Here is an 18,742-nt window from a genome sequence, read left to right as displayed (position 1 = left end):
GGGCAACTTCGCGCGCCGGACCGATCTGCCGCGTGTGGGGTGCCCGGCGGCCACCTTCCGCTCGGTCCTCGTTCATCTATCGCCTTGATCCTCCACACACGCGGCGCGGTCGCGCGGCGGAAGGCAGCCGCGGAAGGCAGCGGCAACCAGGAGGCGTCATGGGACACGGACATCACCACCACAGTCACGACCACGACCACAGTGACGGTCACCCGCACGAGGCGGCCCCCGCCCTGCCCGCGGCCTTCGACACCTCCGTGCCCGACGAGGCCCTGACCCCCGAGCAGCAGTCCCGCCGCACCTTGCTGCGCCGGGCCGGCCTGCTCGGCGCGGGACTTGTCGCCGCTAACGTCCTCGCCACGACCACCCCGGCCGCCGCTGCCCCCGCCTCCGGCGGCCGACGGCCCCAGGGCTTCCTGTGGCTGGCCGGGGACCACCACATCCACACCCAGTACAGCAGCGACGGCAAGTACCGCGTCGTCGACCAGGTCCGCCAGGGCGCCCGGCACGGCCTGGACTGGATGGTCATCACCGATCACGGCAGCGCGACGCACGCCAAGATCGGCGTCGACAAGGTGAACCCGGACATCAGACAGGCCCGCGCCGCCTACGAGGACACCCTCGTGTTCCAGGGGCTGGAGTGGAACATCCCGGCCGCCGAGCACGGCACCGTCTTCGTGCATCCCGGCAAGAACGAGGTAGCCGTCCTCAAGCAGTTCGAGACCGACTACGACGGCAGCGTCAACAGCGCGAGCGACTCCACGCCCGCCAACGAGGCGCTGGCCGTCGCGGGCCTGAACTTCCTGGCCGAGCAGGTGCAGCGGCGCAAGGTGAAGGACGCGCTGATGCTCGCCAACCACCCGGCGCGGCGCGGCGTCGACTCCCCGCACGAGATCCGCGGCTGGCGGGACGCCACCGGCTCGGGCCGCCAGATAGCCGTCGGCTTCGAGGGCGCCCCCGGCCATCAGGCCGCCGGACTGCCCGCGCCCCTGGGCATGGCCCGCGCCCGCGGCATCTACGACAACAGCCCCAGCGCCAACTCCTTCGCCGGCTACCCGCTGGAGAGCTACCGCACCTGGGGCGGCTTCGACTGGATGACCGCCACCGTCGGCGGACTGTGGGACAGCCTCCTCGCCGAGGGCAAGCCGTGGTGGATCACCGCCAACAGCGACAGCCACCAGGTCTACGCCGACACCGCGGTGCGCGGACCCGGCGGCGACTTCAACGCCAACGGCCGCTACGAGGACCCGGTCTACGGCGGCAAGATCGACGTCACACAGGGCGACTACTGGCCCGGTCAGTACAGCCGTACCCACGTGGGAGCCGACGGCTTCTCCTACGCCGCGGTCATGGACGGCATCCGCGCCGGCCGGGTCTGGGTCGACCACGGACAGCTTCTCGACGGCCTGGACGCCAGGCTCGCGGGCGGCGGCCGGTGGGCCACGCTGGGCGGCGCCCTGCAGGTGAAGAAGGGCACGAGCGTCACGCTGACGGTCGACGTGGCGCTCGCGGGCGGCCCCAACTGGGCCGGTTACCTGCCCAAGTTGGCGCGCGTGGACGTCATCCAGGGCGATGTCACCGGACCGGTCGCGGACCAGGACACGTTCACCGCGCCCACGGCGAAGGTGGTCCGCTCCTACGAGGTGGACAAGTCCTCCGGTGTCGTCCGGCTGACCTATCAGCTCGGCCGGGTCGACCGGCCGCTGTACGTCCGGCTGCGCGGCAGCGACGGCAACCGGAGCGCCGTCGGTGCGATGGGCGCGGCCGTCGACCCGGCGGGCCCGGCCATCGACGTCGTGGGCGACGCAGACCCGTGGCTCGACCTGTGGTTCTACTCCAACCCGATCTGGGTCCTGCCGTCGTGACGCGGTACGCACTCACGCTGGACCCCGGCGTCCGGGAGCTGCGTGCGGGCGATCACCTGCTCCAGGAGCTGGCCGCCGAACTCGCCCTACCTGAGGGCGTGTTCGGCTGCACGCACCTGGTGCGGGGAGACCGCCCGCGCGTCGCGCTCTCCCTCACCGTCCCGTCCGAGCCGCTCCTGAGCACCGTCCGGGAGCGGCTCGCCGCGCGCGGCCACGAGGTGCGCGACGGCCTGCCCGACCCGGTGGGCCGTGCGGTCCTCTACCCGGGGGCCGCCGCCGCCACCGGCACTCTGACGATCGCGGAACTGCTCACACGCTCGGCGATCGACCGCGTGACGGTACTCGGCACCCCGGGCCCGCCCGCTCCGGGCACGGTGCTGGTGACACGCGATCACGTTCGCCCGCAGTGGCAGGGCGGCGAACTCGTACTGGCAACTCTGCCGGCGGCCGGGGGAGTGCTGGTCCCGTTCGAAGTACCGGAACCGACCCCGTGCTGCGCCGACCACTGACACTCCCCGACGGCCTCGGCGCGTTCCCTTCATCAGGGAGGTAGCCCTGCCGTTCCGCACACCCGTACAGGAAGTGCACGAACTCGGCCTGCGGTTCGGCCTGCACATCATGCGCGGCATCCCGCGCCGTGCCGTCGCCGCCCGACTGCCCGTGGCCGGCACCGACTTCGCCGCCGACGAGATCGCCGACACCGACTCGGTCCTCGGCCAGCTGCGGGAGAACGCCATCATGTGGCGCGTGTGCGACGACCCGTGGGACCGGTGGGAGGACGTCGAGGCGCAGTTCTCCCGTATGGCCCGGTGGGCCCCCTGGCAGGGTGAACGCGGCTGGGCGGACGCCGACATGCTGCCCCTCGGCCGCATCGGCATCCGCGCCGAGCGCGGCGAGGACCGCATGTCCCGGCTCACCCATGCCGAGCAGATCAGCCGAGGTGCTCCGGGAGGGGGACCTGGTGCTGTGGACCGCCGGGGACACCGACGGCCGCATCCGCTACGCCGCGGCGTTCTCGCTCGCCGACGGCCCTCAGCGGATCGACGTGCCGCTGGGCTCCGTCGGCGCCCGGCCCGATGACCGGGTGCGGGACCTGTGGACCCACACGGACCTGCCGCACGACGGCCGCGTCCTCCACCTCGACCTCCCCGCACACGGCGCCGCCCTTTCCGGCGGACCCCTTGAGACGTCATACGCCCACAGGGGCCAGGACGATGCCGTGTGCGCGGTGAGGAGATCCGTCCGCGTCCGCGTCAGGGGGTGAAGATCTCCTCGAGGCTGTCGATGGCTCCGTCCGCGCCCACGTGGTACTGGAAGACCAGACCGCTGTCGGGGTGTGCTTCCAGCCAGTCCAGGAACTCCTGGACGCCGATGTGCTGGTTCTCGGTGCTGGTCACGATGGGGTTGGTGACGGTGATGTACGCGGCCTGATTCAGCGGCAGGTAGGTTTCCTTGCCGACGGTCTCGAACGGGGCGCCGTCGGAATCGGGTGTGCCGCAGCCCCAGTTGCCGTGCCGGAAGATCAGGCTCAGGGAGCCGCCTTCGGGTGTGTAGCGGTAGACGGCGATCTCGTCCGGCGAGATGGGCATCTTGTGGTCGCAGCCGTCGTCCTCGCCACCGGTGCCGGCGGCGATCGGCGTGCCGGCAGGCGACGAGGTGGGGGACGCCGGGGGAGGGGTCGCCTTGGAGGCGGGCGGCGTCGAGACCTTCCCGGCGGGCACGGCCGTGGCGGGTGCGGTCGCCTCGGAGCCCTTCCCGGCCTTGGCCGGCGAGGCAGTGGCGGCGGTTGTCGCAGCGGTCCCGTCCGGCGAGTGGGAGGAGCAGGCGCTGAGCGCCAGGACGCCGGCCGTGCAGGCGCTCAGGGCGAGCGTCCGGAGCGCGATCTGTCTGCGGCGGTGCGTGACCTTCATGATGTCCCCCGAGGGTGGTTGCCGCGGCTGCCTGTGCGACCGCGTGAGCTGGAGAGAACATATTCAGCCACGCCGTGGCGTATTCGATCACCGTGGCGCCGTCTGTTGCGAATCGGTGACCAGTACCGCGCAATGTCATGGATACGGCTGCCACCGCCCGGGCCGGCGCGGGTCAGGGGGAGTCGTCGGCGCGCTCGTCCGCGGGGGTGCGGCGGATGCGCCGAACACCGAGAACTCCTCCCAGAGTTCCGCCCACCACAGCTGCCACGCCTGCGATGGCGTCGCGCCCTGAGAACCCTGCCACGACCAGACAGGCCGTCAGGGCCCCGAGCAGCGAGTACATGACGACGATGAAACCCGCGGCCAAGTGACGGTCCCGCAGCGGTGATATGCCGCCGTTCACCGGCGCCCTCCGCGAACCAGGTCCGCGAGAAAGCCGTCGTCCGGAGCGTGCCGCTGTGTGAAGCGTGCGGTGGATCGGCATCGGCGCATGAGGTTTCCTCGATCCGTGTGACGGTTTTGTCTTCCTTACGCATGCCCCTGAACGACTCCGACAGCCGGGCCCCCTGCCGCTGATGCTCTCCCTGGACCTTTGACGGCAACGACCCAGCGTGTTTGTCATCGGCGTGCGCGGCAACGCGCAATACATGAGCCAATCGAACAGCGACACGAATCAAGATTCCAAGGCCGGGCAGAGCGCTTCCGTCAAGACCCGGCGCGCCACGGCGAAGGCGACCGCTCCCGCGTCGAAGGCGGCGGACAAGGCGACCGAGAAGGTCGGTGACGCGTCGTCAGCGGCTGTGGACGCGACAGAGCGTGCGGCCGGGACGGCCACCGCGGTCGTGAACAGCGCGGCTGAGCGTGTCCAGGCCGGCCGCCAGGCCGTCATCAACGCTTCGGGGCAGGCGGCGGCGCTGGCCAAGACGACGTGGACGTTGATCGCCCACCGCAAGGCCCTCGTCGCCGGTGTGGGCGCGGGCCTGTCGGCGCTGGGCGCGACGTCCTACCTGGCGGGCCGTCGTGCGGGTCGCCGCACGCACGGTCCGATCACCCGCCTGACCGGCGGACGGATTTGAGGCGAGGGGCGAGCGGTGGGGCCAACCGCCGGGTTGACCCCACCGCGCGCCTTGCGCTCCAAGGTCTGGACAAATGACGGACGTTCGCGCCCGTTGACGCGCGTAGCCGACCGGCCTCACGCTGAGCGGTGAAGGATCACGCCGGTGCGGCCGATCCGTGGGTCGGCGCTGTTTCGGGACGTACGATCGGGAGGCCGGAATGTTCGTACGGGTGGCACGCTTGGTCGCCTCTCTTGTCATGATCGCGTCAGGTGTGGTGGTGGGGGTGGGATTCGGAGCGGGCACCGCCGCGGCCGACGACTGCTACACGTGGAGCCGCACCCTCTCCCAGGGGACGTCCGGCAGTGATGTGACACAGCTGCAGATACGGGTCGCCGGATGGGTCACCTCCGGCGAGCGGTTGTCCTACGACGGCCAGTACGGGGCGCGAACCGCGGCGGCGGTCGCCAAGTTCCAGTCGGCGTACGGTCTGACGGCCGACGGCGTGGCGGGCCCCGCGACCTATGCCAAGATCTACGCCCTCCAGGACGCGGACTGCACGCCGGTCCACTTCAGCTACGCGGAACTCAACAAGTGCAATGGCGACTGGTCGGGCGGCGCGGTCTCCGCGGCCACGGCGAAGGCCAACGCGCTGAAGACCATGTGGAAACTGGAGGCGATGCGCCACGCGCTGGGTGACGTGCCGATCACGATCTCGAGCGGCTTTCGTTCCTACGCCTGCAACAGCGCGGTCGGCGGATCGTCCACGAGCCGTCACCTGTACGGCGACGCGGCCGACCTGACCGGCTCGGTGAGCCTGTGCCGGCTCGCCCAGCAAGCCCGTACGCACGGTTTCTCGGAGATTCTCGGCCCGGGCTACCCGGACCACGACGACCACACGCATGTGGCGCTCGACCCCTCGCCCTATTGGTCCGCACCGACCTGCGGCATCTGACCGGGCGTCGCACGAGGCGTCCGATCCGGCCGTCCGCGCTCGACATGCCCCGAGGCCCCGGGCACGAGATACTGGTGTGTCGATCCTCGGAGCGGAGGGATCCAAGATGTGCCGCTGGATCGCCTACTCGGGCACCCCGATCCTGCTCAGCCAGGTGCTGTTCGAGCCGTCGCACTCGTTGATCGACCAGAGCCTGCACTCCCGTATGGGGGTGGAGACGACCAACGGCGACGGCTTCGGTATCGGCTGGTACGCCGACGGGTCCGTGGCCACTCCGGCTGTCGTGCGGGACGTGGGCCCGGCCTGGAACAACCGGAATCTGCGCGAGGTCGCCCACCACGTCCGCTCGGGTCTCTTCTTCGCCCACATCAGGGCGGCGACCGGGACGGCCGTGCAGCAGTCCAACTGCCACCCCTTCCGCCACGGCCGCTGGCTGTGGATGCACAACGGCATGATCGACGGCTTCCGGCTCCTGCGCCGCGACCTGGCTGTGGCCGTCGATCCGGCGCTGTACCCCGACATCGAGGGGTCCACCGACTCCGAACTCATGTTCTTCCTCGCCCTCACCTTCGGTCTGACGGACGATCCGCCCGGTGCCGTGGCGCGCATGGCGGCCTTCGTCGAGAGGACGGGGCACAGGCACGGCGTGCAGCACCCTCTCCAGATGACCGTCGCGGTGGCCGACGGCGAGCGGCTCTGGGCGTTCCGCCACTCCAGCGAAGGCCGCTCGCGGTCGCTGTTCTACAGCACCCGGGTGGAGACCCTGCGCGCCCTCCACCCGGACGCCGCGTTCCTGCGGGAGGTCTCCGACGACACCCGCCTGGTCGTGTCCGAGCCGCTGGGCGACCTGCCCGGCGCCTGGAACGAGGTACCGGAGAACAGTTACGGCGTCGTCCAGCCGGGCCATGACGCGTTCCACGCGTTCCGGCCCGACCTGGAACAGGACGTGATCCGAGGCTGAGCGGCGCGCACAAGGGCTGGTGAACGGGCCTGTGGCGCCGTGCGCCGAGCGCCGTGCCCGCAAGGCTGGGATGCTGGAGGGGGAGCGCCGCCCGTGATCTGGTCCCGACGGACAGGGGTGAGGGTGGTGAATGGCGTGGCCGAGACTTCCAGCGGCGATACGGAGCCCACGGCTCCGTCCGTCCCTGGCACCGATCCGCTGGGTGACCCCTTCCTGCGCACCCGGTTCGCCATCCCCGCGAGGCCGGCCACCTTCGTGCGGCGGCAGCGGCTCGTCGAGCATCTCGAGCAGGCGCTGCGGACACCGCTGACACTCCTCAACGGCTCGGCCGGAGCCGGCAAGACCCTGCTGGCCGCCGACTGGGCGACCGGTCTGCGGCACCCGGTCGCCTGGCTCAGCGTCGAAGAGGGGGACCGGCATCCAGGGGTGTTCTGGGCCTACGTCGTCCAGGCCCTGCATGCCGCCGGCGCACGGGCAGCCGGCCCGGCCGGATTCCCGGCGGACCCGCCCCCGGTGGACGGCAGGCTGCTCGCCACGCTCGCCGCCGAACTGAACGATCGCGACCGGCCCGTGGTCCTCGTGCTCGACGACTACGACCGCGTGAGCGCACCCGAGATCGCCGAGCAGCTGGAGTTCGTCCTGCACCACGCCGGACGGGGGCTGCACCTCGTCCTCGTCACCCGCACCGAACCACTGCTGCCACTGCACCGCTACCGGGCGGCCGGTGAACTGACGGAGATCCGTGCCGCCGAGCTGGCCTTCACCCCGGAGGAAGCCGTCACCCTGCTGGAACTGCACGGTCTGAGCCTTCCGGTGACCGCCGCGCGCGCCCTGGTGGACCGCACCCGGGGGTGGGCCGTCGGCCTGCGTCTGTCCGCGCTGGCCGCCCGGGAGAACGCCGATCCCGAGCTCTACCTGAAGGAGTTCGAGGCGGAGCGGAGCACGATCGCGGACTTCCTGCTGACCGAGGTCCTCAAGGGGCAGACGGAGGAGACACAGGACCTCCTGCTGCGGGTCAGCGTCCTGGAGCGGTTCTGTCCCGAGCTGGCGAACGCGCTGACCGGCCGGACCGATGCCGAGCCGCTTCTCCTCGGCCTGCACCGCGCGAACGCCTTCGTCGAGCACCTCGGCCACTCCTGGTACCGGCTCCACCCGCTGTTCGGGGAGATCCTCCGGGTGCATCTGCGCATGCGCCTGCCCGGGCTGGAGCCGGAACTCCACCGGCGAGCCGCGCAGTGGCTGCGCGGTTCCGGATTCCTGCCGGAGACGGTCGCGCACGGCGCCGCGGCGGGCGACTGGGACGCCGCGGCGGGCGCCCTCGTCGACGACCTCGCGATCGGCCGACTCCTCACGGGAGCACCGTCGGACGACCTCGCCCAGCTGTTCTCCACCATGACGCCCGGGGCCGGGAGCCCCGACACGGAACTGGTGCGGGCGGCTCGCGAACTGGCCCGGTACGACCTCGACCACGGTCTGGCAAGCCTGCGTCACGCCGAGGAACAGCTGGCAGGCGAGGCGCCGGACCGGGTGGCCGCCCAGCTGAGCTGTGCGCTGCTGGAGACACTGGCCGCCCGCCTGTCCGGATGCCTCCCAGAGGCCGAGAGGGCCGCCGAAGCCGCCGACGCACTGCGCAGGGAAGTGCCGCAGCACCTTCTGGACCGGCATCCCGAACTGCCCGCCCTGCTGCTGACCCATCTGGGCTCGGTGCGGCTGTGGGCCGGGCACTTCGAGGAGGCACGTGCTGCCCTGACCGCGGTGGCCGGTGCTCCCGAAGGTGCCGCCACCGCGATGCCCCGGGAGGAGTCGAGGTCGCACCTGGCCCTGCTGGACTATCTGAACGGCTGGCTCGGCCGGGCGGAGCGCAAGGCCCTGGCGGCGGTGTCCGAGGCCGAGCAGGACGGGCTGCCGCAGTCCGGCTCCGGCATCGGGAGGCTGGTCCTGGCGGCCGTGGCCGTCGACCGCAACGAACTGGACCGGGCCCAGGCCCTGCTGGACGAGACGGCCGAACTGCCCGCGGGAACGCGCGATCCGGTGCCGAGGGCGGGGCGCGCCCTCGCCACAGCGCGTCTCCTGCTGGTCAAGGGCCGGGCACGAGCTGCCGTCGAGGCGTCGGACGCGGCCGTTTCCGGTGCGGTGTCCTCGCCGTGGGCGGAAAGCCACGAAGCGGTCGTCACCTCCGCCGCGCACCTGGCCGAAGGACGGCCCGACGAGGCCGCGGAGGCGCTTCGGAGCGTCAGCGCGGACCAGCCGGCCTGTGCCGTGGAGGCCGCGGCCATCCAGCTCGCCGCAGGACGCCCCGCGGAGGCCATCGACCTGCTCGACAGCATCCACACCCAGGGTGGGACGGGCCCGGCGGTGACCGTGCGTGCGGCGCTGGTGCGGGCACAGGCCGCCGCGGAGGCGGGCGACTCCGCCACCGCTCACCGGCTCGTGGCGCGGGCGCTCCTGGACGCCCGCCGCGAACGACTGCGGCGTCCGTTCCTCGACGCCGGAGCCTGGATCCGGCCGCTGTTGGCCACGTCGGCGCTGCACGAGCTGGCGGCGGGCTGGCTGACACCGGGGCCGCCGGCAGACAGTGACCGGGCGCGACCGGAGGCAGCGCTCCCACCGCTCGTCGCGGTCGAGCTGAGCGGACGCGAGCGGGACGTGCTGGAGCGGCTGGCGAGGATGATGTCGACGGAGGAGATCGCCGCCGACCTCTACCTGTCGGTGAACACGGTCAAGACGCACCTCAAGAGCGTCTACCGCAAGCTCGCGGTGAACCGGCGGGGTGACGCGGTGCGCCGCGCCCGGGACCTCCGGCTGCTGTGATCCCGCTGCCGGAGTGGGCGGAGTTCAGTCGGCCGGCGGCAGTGTCTGCTCGGTCCAGATCGTCTTGCCCGACGTCGTGTACCGCGTGCCCCACGCCTGGGCGAGCTGGGCGGCGATGAACAGGCCGCGCCCGCCCTCGTCCGCGACACCGGCGTGCCGCAGCCGGGGAGAGGCCGAGCCGGCGTCCCGGACCTCGCACGTCAACGTCCGGTCGCGGATCAGGCGGAGCTCGAGGGGAGGAGTGCCGTAGCGGACGGCGTTGGTGACGAGTTCGCTGACGATGAGCTGGGTCTCGTCCGCCGTCTCGCCCTTCAGGCCCCAGGTGGCGAGCTGCTCGCGGGTACGGCGTCGGGCGACGGGGACGGCCGAGGGGCTCGCGTCGAGCCGCCACGCGGCCCGCCGGTCGGCGGGAAAGGCCCGGGTGCGCGCGACGATCATCGCGGCCGCGCCGATCCCCGGGCCGGCGCCAAGGGCGAACACTAGGGCGTCGCACAGGTCCTGGAGCGGGCGGTCCCGGAAGCGGGGCGCCGAGGTCAGCGGCCCGGAGACGTCCGACAGGTACGAGGTGAGGAGCGGGTCGCTGGTGAACACCAGCACGCTGCCGGCCGGCACGTCGATCTCGGTGGCCGCGAAGGGGGCGTCGGGTGCCGTGCCCAGGCGCGGTCCTGACGGTGTCCGGGGAAGCAGCACGGTGGCGTCGGGGCGTACGACCAGCGGGACGAGAGCGCCGGCCGCGGCCAGCGTGCAGGTGTCGGACAGGGGGTCGTGGACCGCGTACACGCAGTCGGCGGTGAGGGCCTCGCGGCGCAGCGGATCGCCGAGGGGGAGGTTTGCGCGTTCCGCGGCCAGGTGACCGGCGGTCGCGTGCAGGCGGGCCATGAGCTCGTCGGGAGGCAGGTCGAACGCGGTCAGCGAGCGCACGGCGGTGCGCAGCTGGCCCATGGTCGCCGCGGCGTTCAGGGCGCGGCCCGACACGTTGCCGACGACGAGAGCCGTGCGCGCGCTGGAGAGGGCGATCGTGTCGTACCAGGCACCGGGGTCGGCGCCCGTGAGGGTGAGATAGGCGGCCTCCAGGGAAGTGTGGGTCTCCGGCCGGCGGGGCAGCAACTGCCGCTGCACCGTGGCCGCGACGGTGTGTTCCCGCGTGTAGCGGCGCGCGTTGTCGATGCACAGGGCGGTGTGGGCGGCCAGCTCCATGGCCAGTTCCTGGTCGCCGGCGTCGAAAGCGGGCGACTGCCCGGTGCGGTAGAGGCTGACCACGCCGAGCGCCGCGTCGCGCAGCGCGAGGGGGACCACGAGCAGCGAGTGGGCCTTCGAGGTGCGGATAGCTTCCGCACGCGGGGGATCGACGGAGTACCAGGGGGCGGTGCCGTCCAGTGCGACCGTCCGCGGGCGCAGGTCGGCCAGAGCCTGGGTGAAGGGGGTGGGCGCCGGCAGGCTGCACACGTCGCCGACCGGGTGGGCCTGGGGCGAGGGCGTGCGGGTGCTGCGGAACGCGGTGCGCATCAGCGGGGTGCCCGGCGGCAGGGGGGCCAGGGGCGGGTCGTCCCCGCGGATCACCGCGTCCACCACCTCCACGATGGCGACATCGGCGAATGCGGGGACCAATGAGGCCACGAGCTCTTCGCCGGTCACGGTGGGGTCCAGCGTGCGGCCCACGTGCACGCGCACGGTGTCGAGCACCCGGGCGCGGGCGCGGTTCCGCTCGCTGTCGGTGACGTCGACGACGGCGAGCGCCACACCGAGGACCCTGTTCTGCGGGTTCTGCAGCCGCACTGCGGTCACCTCGTAGTGGTGTGGCACTCCGTCGAGGCGGGCCGGTACGAGGTGCCGTACCAGGGGCACGCCCGTGTCCAGGACCTCGCGCAGAAGGGCCTCGACATCGCCGTCGACCATGGCGTAGACCTCGCGGGCCGGGCGCCCCGCCGGCTCGTCCTCGGCCACACCCCGCATGGCGGGAGTCGAGGTGTTGACGCGTACGACCCGCAGGTCGGCGTCCAGCAGATGCAGCCCGATCGGTGCCTGGTCGAACAGCGCGTCCAGCATCGAGACCGCCGTCTCGTCCACCAGCCGGCCGGCAGCACCGTCTGCCATGGAGATCACCTACCGCTTCCCTCACGCACCGGGACGTCCTCCCAGCGTCCTCCGCGCTCCGGGCCCCTGCATCCTCGGGCGCGCCGGGCCCGGACGCCGGCGGCCCGGCGCGGACTCACCCGCGACGGGGGAAGCCGGCCCGGTCGGGGCGTGGCCAAGGTGGCAGGGTCCGGGCGCGCCACGACGACCGGGACGTGCCGCCGGAAGGAGCCCCGCACATGCGTCGCTACCCCCCGATCGCCGATCACGGGATGGTCGGAGACCTGCAGACGGTCGCGCTCGTCTCCTCCGAGGGAACGGTCGACTGGCTGTGCGCCCCGAGATTCGACTCGCCCAGTGTGTTCGCCTCGCTGCTCGACCACGATCGCGGCGGACACTTCAGCGTCCGCGCCGACACCCCGCGGCCCCCGGTCCAGCTGTATCTGCAGGACACCGCCGTGCTCGTGACCCGTTTCCTCGCGGAGGACGGGGTGGGCGAGGTGGTCGACTTCATGCCGGTGGCCTCGACACGGCGGCCGGAAGGCCGGCATCGGCTGGTCCGCGTCCTGCGGGTCACGCGCGGCCGGGTCCGCTTCACCCTCGAGTGCCGCCCCCGCTTCGACTACGGCCGCGCCGCCCACCGGGTGGATGTCGCCGAGGACGCCGTGCGTTTCCAAGCGCCCGGCGCCCAGGCCACGGTGCAGAGCGTCGGACCGGTGACCTGGCGCGGGGACGGCGACGACGTCCGTGGCGAGGCGATCCTGGGGCCGGACGATTTCGCCGCCGTCGCCCTGACGGTCGGGGACCCGGACGACGCGGCCCCGCCACCGCTGAGCCGGGCCGACGTGGCGACGCTGTTCGAACAGACCCGTGACTTCTGGCACGCGTGGGTGCGCCGCAGCCGGTACCGCGGACGCTGGCAGGACATGGTGAACCGGGCGGCCATCACTCTCAAGCTGCTCACCTACGCGCCCACCGGAGCGCCCGTCGCGGCTCCCACCATGGGGCTGCCGGAGCAGATCGGCGGCGGGCGCAACTGGGACTACCGCTACACCTGGGTCCGGGACGGCTCGATGTCGGTCGGTGCCCTGCTGGGGCTCGGCCACCTGGAGGAGGCGCACGCCTTCCGCGACTGGCTGGGCCAGCGGATCAGGGCGGGAGGCACGGTCAGCGGTGAGCCCCTGCAGATCATGTACCGGATCGACGGCGACCCGGACCTGCCGGAAGAGGTCCTCGACCACTGGGAGGGCTACCGAGGCTCCGCGCCGGTCCGCGTGGGCAACGGCGCGGCGGGCCAACTGCAGCTCGACATCTACGGGGAAGCGACCCTCGCCCTGTCCCAGGCCGTCGAGGACGCCGCCACGGCTCCGCCGTACGACGGCTGGCAGTCCCTGGCCGGGGTGCTCGACTGGCTGGTCAAGGCGTGGGACCGGCCCGACGAAGGCATCTGGGAGACCCGGGGCGGGCAGAAGGACTTCACCTACAGCCGGCTGATGTGCTGGGCCGCCTTCGACCGGGGCATCCGGATGGCCCGCGACTTCGCCCGCCCCGCCGACCTCACGGGGTGGGTCACGGCCCGCGACGACATCCTGCGCCAGGTGATGGAGCGCGGCTGGAGCACCGAGCGCCAGGCCTTCGTCCAGCATTACGACGCCACCACGCTCGACGCGTCCCTGCTGCTGATGCCCTCCGTCGGATTCATCGCACCCGACGATCCCCGCTGGCTGTCCACGCTGGACGCGATGGAGGAGGAACTGGTCTCCGACAGCCTCGTCTACCGCTACGACCCCGCGGCGTCCCCGGACGGCCTGCGGGGCAGCGAAGGCACCTTCTCGCTGTGCAGCTTCCTGTACGTGAACGCGCTCGCCCGGGCGGGACGGCTCGGGCAAGCCCGGTACGCCTTCGACAAGATGCTCACGTACGCCAATCACGCAGGGCTGTTCGCGGAGGAGGTCGGCCCCACGGGAGAACAACTGGGCAACTTCCCGCAGGCCTTCACCCACCTCGCGCTGATCACGGCCGCCCTCTCCCTCGACGAGCAGATGGACGCGGCCCGCTGAGCGGGACGGACCCGGCGAGGTGGCGAGCGTGAAGCACTGGCGGGCTCTGATCGTCCTCGGAACGGCCCAGTTCCTGATGGTCCTGGACACCTCCGTCATGAACGTGTCCGTCAGCCAGCTGGTCGAGGACTTCGACACGGAGGTCACCGCCATCCAGGCGGTCATCACCCTGTATGCCCTGGTCATGGCCGCATTCATGATCATCGGGGGCAGGTTCGGGGACATCCTGGGCCGGCGCCGCATGTTCCTCCTGGGACTGGTCGTCTACGCCGTGGGCTCGGCACTGACCGCGGTGGCGCCCACGCTGTGGGTCCTCACCCTGGGCTGGTCCGTCATCGAGGGCCTCGGAGCGGCCATGGTGCTGCCGGCCATGGCCGCCCTCGTGGCGGAGTCGTACCGCGGCAAGGACCGGGCGGTCGCCTACGCGGTCATCGGCGGGCTCGCTGGTGCCGGAATCGCGGTCGGCCCCTTGCTGGGCGGCTGGGTGACGACCTATCTGACCTGGCGGCTGGTCTTCGCCGGCGAGGTGGTGATCGTCGTGGCGATCCTGCTGTGCCGGCGGGTGATCGCGACGCCCGCCCCGACCGGTCCGCCGCCCCGGCTGGACTGGGTCGGCGCGGTGCTCTCCGCGGCCGGGCTGGGGCTGTGCGTGCTCGGCGTGCTGCAGAGCAGCACCTGGGGGTGGGTGCAGCCCCGCAACGCTCCCTTCACCGTCCTCGGTTTCGCCCCCACGCTCTTCGTCGTCGCGGCCGGGGCGGCCGTCCTGGCCGTCTTCCGGCACTGGGAACGGCGCCGCGACGCCACCGGCGCCGACCCCCTCGTCCACCTGTCCCTGCTGGGCAGGCCGGTGCTGCGGTCCGGGCTGCTGACGCTGCTCAGTCAGAACCTCATCCTGCTGGGGCTGTTCTTCACCATCCCGCTGTACTTGCAGGTGGTTCAGGGGTTCGACGCCTTCGAGACGGGGCTGCGGCTGCTTCCGGTGTCCGTGACCATGTTCGTGACCTCCCTGTCGGGGTCGTCGCTGGGCCGGATCCTGGGGCCGCGCCGGGTGGTCCGGCTGGCCCTGCTGATCCTGACGGGTTCCATCGTGTGGCTGCTGGCCACCATCGAGCCGGCCATCGACGACGCCCAGTTCGCCGGCGCCATGGCCCTGCTGGGCGTAGGCGTCGGCCTGCTCGCCTCGCAGCTGGGCAACGTTGTTCAGTCCAGCGTCGGCGAGGAGGAACGCAGTGAGGCCGGAGGGCTCCAGTTCACGGCGCAGAACCTGGGCTCCGCGCTGGGCACCGCGCTCATCGGGTCCATCCTGATCGGTGCACTGGCGCACGCTTTCACGGCACAGGTGGAAACCCATCCCCAGCTGTCCGAGGCGACGCGTGAACAGGTCGGCGTCTCCCTCGAAGCCGGGATCAGCTTCGTCCCCACCGACCAGGTGCGCGCGGCCGCCGAGCGCGCCGGGCTGCCGGACTCCGAGGTGGAAGCCGTCACGGACTCCTACGCCGACGCGCAACTGGACGGTCTGAAGGCGGCCATCCTGGCCACGGGCGGTATCGCTCTCGCCAGTTTCCTGGTCACGCACCACCTGCCGGCCGCACGGGAGAGCCGGCCGCGGCGGCCCGACGCCGACGCGCCGGCCGAAGCCACCGGTTCGACGCGCTGAGTCCGGAGGGAGTCACCCGTGTCCAGAATCAGGACCGGCACGGACACGGCCCGGGAACCGCGGGAGGACTACACCGGCGGTGTCTACGGGTCCATGCTCGCGGCCTCCGTGGTGATCGGCGCCGGTTCCCTGGGCTCGTTCCCCCGCACCGAGCTGGTGCTGCTGCTGTTGCTCACGGGTGTGGTGTTCTGGATCGCGCATGTGCACGCCCAGCTGTTCGGGGCCCGACTCGCGCGACAACCTCTGGACCGGCGGGTCGTGGCGCACGTGTGCCGGGACGAGTGGCCGATCGTCAAGGCCGCCGTCCCGCCGGCCGTCGCGGTGGCCGTCAGCCCGCTCCTGGGCATGGACGTGCGCGGTGCCGGGTGGCTGGCCCTGTGCGTCGCCGTGGCGGGCCAGGTGGGCTGGTCCGTGGCCGCGGCACGACACGTTGGTGCCTCGCCGCGCCTGATGGCGGCCACCGCGTCGGTCAACCTGGTGCTCGGCCTGCTGATCATCGCCTTCAAGATCGTCCTGACGCACTGATCGACGGCGTCCGACCTGCACAGCACGGTCACCTGTACCGGGTGAGGCTCGAACGGGCACGAGGCGAGACGATCGCAGCCAAGGGCACGTCCACCCGTCCCTCGCACTTCGTGGGAGAACAGCTCGTGCGCTACGAGATCCGAGTCGAAGGACATCTGTCGGAAACGCTGGCCAAGGCCTTTCCGGAACTCGGCCACGTGGTGATGGCCGGTCAGACCGTCCTGTTCGGCCCCGTCGTGGACGAGGCGCACCTGTACGGCCTGTTGGCGAGGTGCCAGTCGCTGGGACTGCGGGTCCTGGAGATGCGCCAGCTGCCGGAGTGAGGGGACGAGGGGAGCGGCGCGGTCCGCTCAGCGCTGCTCCGCCTTGATCCGGCCGGCGTGGCGGGCGGCCTCCAGCGCCGCGAAGTCCCGCTCGTTCTGGTCGGCGTAGGACTGGGCGAACTCGGTGAGCGCACGGTCGAAGCGGTCGCTCGTGCCCAGGTAGGCGGCGAGGGCGATGGGGTCCCCCGAACGGGCGTGAGCCCGCGCCAGGGACGCCCCGCACAGCCGGCCGAACAGGTCGAGCAGGTCCGGCCCCATGGTCTCCGTCTGGGCGATGCCCTTCCAGTCCCACAACTGGCGGACGTAGAAGTCCCGGTCCTGGCCGTCGAGGCCCACGACGCTCGTCCAGCCCAGGAAGATGTCACTGGTCGTCTGCATCAGACGCTGCCCGGTCACCACCCGGCGCCCCTGGTTGTCGAACCGGTCGCCGCCCGTGTGGGCGGACAGCACCGACTCCCCGGCCTCCTTGGCCTGCAACAGCAGTGGATCGTCGTCGTCCCTGCCGAGCAGCAGCAGAATCCAGCAGCGCGTGCCGACACTGCCGACGCCCACCACCTTGCGGGCCATGTCCACCAGGCGGTAACGGCTCAACAGATGGCGGCGTTCGGACGGGAGCGTCTGTGCGTACTGGTCGACGAGGCCGCGCAACTGCTTCTCGCGCCCTTCTTGGGAAGGGTCGTCCAGCAGCTGGTCGAGCGGGGTGATCAGCGGCGGGTCGGGGGTGATACGACGGCCCTGGTCCGTCATCTCGGTGAGCTTGCCGTAGGCCTTGAGATGGGTGCGGGTGCGGGCCCGCTCCGTGGCGCGGGCGGTACGGCGGGCCTCCTCCTCGTCCATCGCCGAGGCCAACAGCTCCCGCAGCCGGTCGACGGCGTCCTGCGCGTACCAGACGTCCAGGGTGCGCATCCCGGCGAACTCGTGCATCCGCTCCCGGTAGGCCTGCACGCAGGCCCGCACGGTGCTGTTCTGCTGCTTGCGCGAGAAGCCGTTCGCCCGGGCCGCCGTCACGAAACCGGCCGCCAGCCGTTTGACGTCCCACTCGAACGGCCCGGGCAGCGTCTCGTCGAAGTCGTTGACGTCGAAGACCAGACGGCGCTCGGGCGAGGCGAGCAACCGGAAGTTCAGCGGGTGCGCGTCCCCGCAGAGCTGCACCTGCAGCCCGGTGTCGGGCAGCGGCGCCAGGTCGGCCGCCATGATCGCGGCCGCGCCGCGGTAGAAGCGGAACGGTGACTCCAGCATGCGGCCGTAGCGGATCGGCACCAACTCCGGTACCCGCTCCGCCGACTGACGCTCCACCACCTCGACGGGGTCGAGCCGCCGCGGTGCGGCCTCGTACCGGCCGTGCGACGAACGCGGCGCACGCCGACGCGCCTCCCTGCCGTGGGCCGCTCGCTCGGCCGGGGACAGCGACGCGGTGAAAACGTTCGGCACGGTCATGGTCCCGCCTCCTTGTCCGGTGCCCCGGAGCCGCCCGCTGCCACGGGACGAGCGCGCCACGGTCGCGGCCGGCGCCGGATCAGCCCGACGCCGGGGGACCTCCAGCTCACCGCCACGGCGGCGTCGACGGCTCACCCGTGGTGGGTGAGCCGGTCACCCAGCGGCAGGCGTGACTCTGGACCGGTCGGGTGCACCCCCCATCACCCGCCCCGTCGGCTCTCGGAGCGGCGGCTGATCACGCGAGGAGGAGCCATGACCATGTCGCGTGAACCGGTATCGGGTACCGGGGAGCCGTACGGGCCTGACGGGGCGGGTGACCCTCCGACGGGCGACCCCGCGGAGGAACTCGCCCGGCTCGGCCGTTCCTGGACCTGGCTGCTGGCATCGGCTGTGGCGACGCTCGTGCCGGGGGTGCTGGTGCTGGTCTGGCCGGATGCGACCCTGCACGTCCTGGCCGTCCTCATCGGCCTGTACCTGCTGGTGACCGGCGCGTTCCGGTTCGTGGCCGTCTTCGGCCGGGAGGGGCACGAACGGTTGCCGGGACTGCTGCTGGCCGTGCTGTACGTCCTGGCCGGCGTGCTGAGCCTGCGCAACCCGCTGCAGACGATCGCCGCGCTCTCGCTGATCACCGGGGCCGTCTGGCTCGTGTCCGGCATCCTCACCCTCTACACGGCGATCTCCGCCACGTACCTGCCGCACCGAGGCGTCATCGCGGCCGCCGCCCTGCTCGGCATCGTCGCCGGGATCGTGGTGCTCGCCCTGCCCACCGAATCGGCCCGCGCCCTGACCCGGCTGCTCGGTCTGTGGCTCGTCCTGCTGGGGCTGGCGGAGGTTGCGGTCGCCCTTGCATGGCGAGCCGTGCTGCGAAAGACGCTCCCTCCGGGGCCGGGTCCCGACACGGCGGCATGACGCCACACCCGGTTTCCGGCGTGGCTGACCCCGCACGGACGGCCCCGTGAGCCTCGGTCGCAGCGGTCGCAGGACCCCGCCACCGGCGCGCCTTCCGCAGCCGACCCAACGTCGTCGAGTGCTCCGTACGGCTCGCCGACACCCTTGAGGAGCTGCGAGAGGTCCTCTCCGCCACCGGCCCGACCAGCAACACCACCGGAG

Annotated in this window: 16 protein-coding genes; 13 read left to right on the top strand and 3 right to left on the bottom strand. The window is 72.1% G+C overall.

Annotation, left to right across the window (positions count from 1 at the left end):
- Positions 1-158: 158 nt before the first annotated feature.
- The 4 genes from CRP56_RS01425 (at position 159) to CRP56_RS48180 (ending at position 3,129) form a co-directional block, all read left to right on the top strand.
- A complete protein-coding gene (locus CRP56_RS01425; protein WP_097259598.1) occupies positions 159-1,865 on the top strand; it encodes a PHP domain-containing protein in 1,707 nt (568 codons plus the stop codon).
- Positions 1,862-2,374: a hypothetical protein gene (locus CRP56_RS01420; protein ID WP_097259597.1), complete on the top strand. Its 513-nt coding sequence runs from the start codon at positions 1,862-1,864 to the stop codon at positions 2,372-2,374. Before CRP56_RS01425 ends, CRP56_RS01420 begins: the two co-directional genes overlap by 4 nt.
- A gap of 73 nt (positions 2,375-2,447) precedes the next feature.
- A complete protein-coding gene (locus tag CRP56_RS01415) occupies positions 2,448-2,945 on the top strand; it encodes a hypothetical protein (RefSeq protein WP_257042094.1) in 498 nt (165 codons plus the stop codon).
- Positions 2,827-3,129, top strand: a complete 303-nt coding sequence (locus tag CRP56_RS48180) for a hypothetical protein (RefSeq protein ID WP_257041865.1) — start codon at positions 2,827-2,829, stop codon at positions 3,127-3,129. The genes CRP56_RS01415 and CRP56_RS48180 overlap by 119 nt, the downstream gene beginning before the upstream one ends.
- On the opposite strand, the gene CRP56_RS47445 is transcribed toward CRP56_RS48180, so the two are convergent.
- On the bottom strand, positions 3,119-3,775 hold the full coding sequence (locus CRP56_RS47445; RefSeq protein WP_097259596.1) for a hypothetical protein: 657 nt from the start codon (positions 3,773-3,775) through the stop codon (positions 3,119-3,121). The two genes, CRP56_RS48180 and CRP56_RS47445, sit on opposite strands and share 11 nt — an antisense overlap.
- A 647-nt stretch (positions 3,776-4,422) precedes the next feature.
- Between CRP56_RS47445 and CRP56_RS01400 the strand changes: the two genes are divergently transcribed.
- The 4 genes from CRP56_RS01400 to CRP56_RS01385 all read left to right on the top strand — a co-directional run bounded on the left by CRP56_RS01400 (position 4,423) and on the right by CRP56_RS01385 (position 9,557).
- Positions 4,423-4,851 (top strand): hypothetical protein, encoded by a 429-nt coding sequence (locus CRP56_RS01400; RefSeq protein WP_097273591.1) that lies wholly within the window; start codon positions 4,423-4,425, stop codon positions 4,849-4,851.
- Between the two features lie 199 nt (positions 4,852-5,050).
- Positions 5,051-5,785 carry a D-Ala-D-Ala carboxypeptidase family metallohydrolase gene (locus CRP56_RS01395; protein ID WP_097259594.1) on the top strand — a complete coding sequence of 245 codons (735 nt, stop codon included), beginning with the start codon at positions 5,051-5,053 and terminating at the stop codon, positions 5,783-5,785.
- A gap of 106 nt (positions 5,786-5,891) precedes the next feature.
- Positions 5,892-6,746 (top strand): class II glutamine amidotransferase, encoded by an 855-nt coding sequence (locus CRP56_RS01390; protein ID WP_097273589.1) that lies wholly within the window; start codon positions 5,892-5,894, stop codon positions 6,744-6,746.
- A gap of 135 nt (positions 6,747-6,881) precedes the next feature.
- Positions 6,882-9,557 carry a LuxR C-terminal-related transcriptional regulator gene (locus CRP56_RS01385; protein ID WP_097259593.1) on the top strand — a complete coding sequence of 892 codons (2,676 nt, stop codon included), beginning with the start codon at positions 6,882-6,884 and terminating at the stop codon, positions 9,555-9,557.
- Positions 9,558-9,581: 24 nt separating this feature from the next.
- Here the strand turns inward: CRP56_RS01385 and CRP56_RS01380 are convergent, their stop codons facing one another.
- Complete coding sequence (locus CRP56_RS01380) at positions 9,582-11,651, bottom strand: SpoIIE family protein phosphatase (RefSeq protein ID WP_097273586.1); 2,070 nt, start codon at positions 11,649-11,651, stop codon at positions 9,582-9,584.
- A 218-nt stretch (positions 11,652-11,869) separates the two neighbouring features.
- On the opposite strand from CRP56_RS01380, the gene CRP56_RS01375 reads away from it, so the two are divergent.
- From CRP56_RS01375 to CRP56_RS01360, 4 genes are all read left to right on the top strand, one after another.
- A complete protein-coding gene (locus tag CRP56_RS01375) occupies positions 11,870-13,690 on the top strand; it encodes a glycoside hydrolase family 15 protein (protein WP_097259592.1) in 1,821 nt (606 codons plus the stop codon).
- A 28-nt stretch (positions 13,691-13,718) separates the two neighbouring features.
- On the top strand, positions 13,719-15,347 hold the full coding sequence (locus tag CRP56_RS01370) for an MFS transporter (protein ID WP_097259591.1): 1,629 nt from the start codon (positions 13,719-13,721) through the stop codon (positions 15,345-15,347).
- A gap of 18 nt (positions 15,348-15,365) precedes the next feature.
- Positions 15,366-15,872 (top strand): hypothetical protein, encoded by a 507-nt coding sequence (locus tag CRP56_RS01365; protein WP_097259590.1) that lies wholly within the window; start codon positions 15,366-15,368, stop codon positions 15,870-15,872.
- A 125-nt stretch (positions 15,873-15,997) separates the two neighbouring features.
- A complete protein-coding gene (locus CRP56_RS01360) occupies positions 15,998-16,195 on the top strand; it encodes a hypothetical protein (protein WP_059193549.1) in 198 nt (65 codons plus the stop codon).
- A gap of 27 nt (positions 16,196-16,222) precedes the next feature.
- On the opposite strand, the gene CRP56_RS01355 is transcribed toward CRP56_RS01360, so the two are convergent.
- Positions 16,223-17,632 carry a DUF2252 domain-containing protein gene (locus tag CRP56_RS01355; RefSeq protein ID WP_097259589.1) on the bottom strand — a complete coding sequence of 470 codons (1,410 nt, stop codon included), beginning with the start codon at positions 17,630-17,632 and terminating at the stop codon, positions 16,223-16,225.
- A 252-nt stretch (positions 17,633-17,884) separates the two neighbouring features.
- On the opposite strand from CRP56_RS01355, the gene CRP56_RS01350 reads away from it, so the two are divergent.
- Entirely contained in the window at positions 17,885-18,541 is a 657-nt protein-coding gene (locus tag CRP56_RS01350) for an HdeD family acid-resistance protein (protein WP_179850923.1), read from the top strand.
- Positions 18,542-18,742: the final 201 nt, after the last annotated feature.

Origin of the sequence: Streptomyces sp. TLI_55 (assembly GCF_900206255.1) — a bacterium.
Taxonomy (GTDB): Bacteria; Actinomycetota; Actinomycetes; order Streptomycetales; family Streptomycetaceae; genus Streptomyces; species Streptomyces aquilus.
The sequence above is the reverse complement of the archived record's forward strand: the minus strand, read 5'-3'. Positions and strand labels throughout refer to the sequence as shown.

What these genes read in the sequence shown, in the direction of transcription:
- CRP56_RS47445 (WP_097259596.1), bottom strand. Translation starts at nt 3,775, where the DNA reads ATGAAGGTCACGCACCGCCGCAGACAGATCGCGCTCCGGACGCTCGCC.
- CRP56_RS01400 (WP_097273591.1), top strand. Translation starts at nt 4,423, where the DNA reads ATGAGCCAATCGAACAGCGACACGAATCAAGATTCCAAGGCCGGGCAG.
- CRP56_RS01355 (WP_097259589.1), bottom strand. Translation starts at nt 17,632, where the DNA reads ATGACCGTGCCGAACGTTTTCACCGCGTCGCTGTCCCCGGCCGAGCGA.
- CRP56_RS01395 (WP_097259594.1), top strand. Translation starts at nt 5,051, where the DNA reads ATGTTCGTACGGGTGGCACGCTTGGTCGCCTCTCTTGTCATGATCGCG.
- CRP56_RS01425 (WP_097259598.1), top strand. Translation starts at nt 159, where the DNA reads ATGGGACACGGACATCACCACCACAGTCACGACCACGACCACAGTGAC.
- CRP56_RS01380 (WP_097273586.1), bottom strand. Translation starts at nt 11,651, where the DNA reads ATGGCAGACGGTGCTGCCGGCCGGCTGGTGGACGAGACGGCGGTCTCG.
- CRP56_RS01375 (WP_097259592.1), top strand. Translation starts at nt 11,870, where the DNA reads ATGCGTCGCTACCCCCCGATCGCCGATCACGGGATGGTCGGAGACCTG.
- CRP56_RS01390 (WP_097273589.1), top strand. Translation starts at nt 5,892, where the DNA reads ATGTGCCGCTGGATCGCCTACTCGGGCACCCCGATCCTGCTCAGCCAG.
- CRP56_RS01350 (WP_179850923.1), top strand. Translation starts at nt 17,885, where the DNA reads ATGACCATGTCGCGTGAACCGGTATCGGGTACCGGGGAGCCGTACGGG.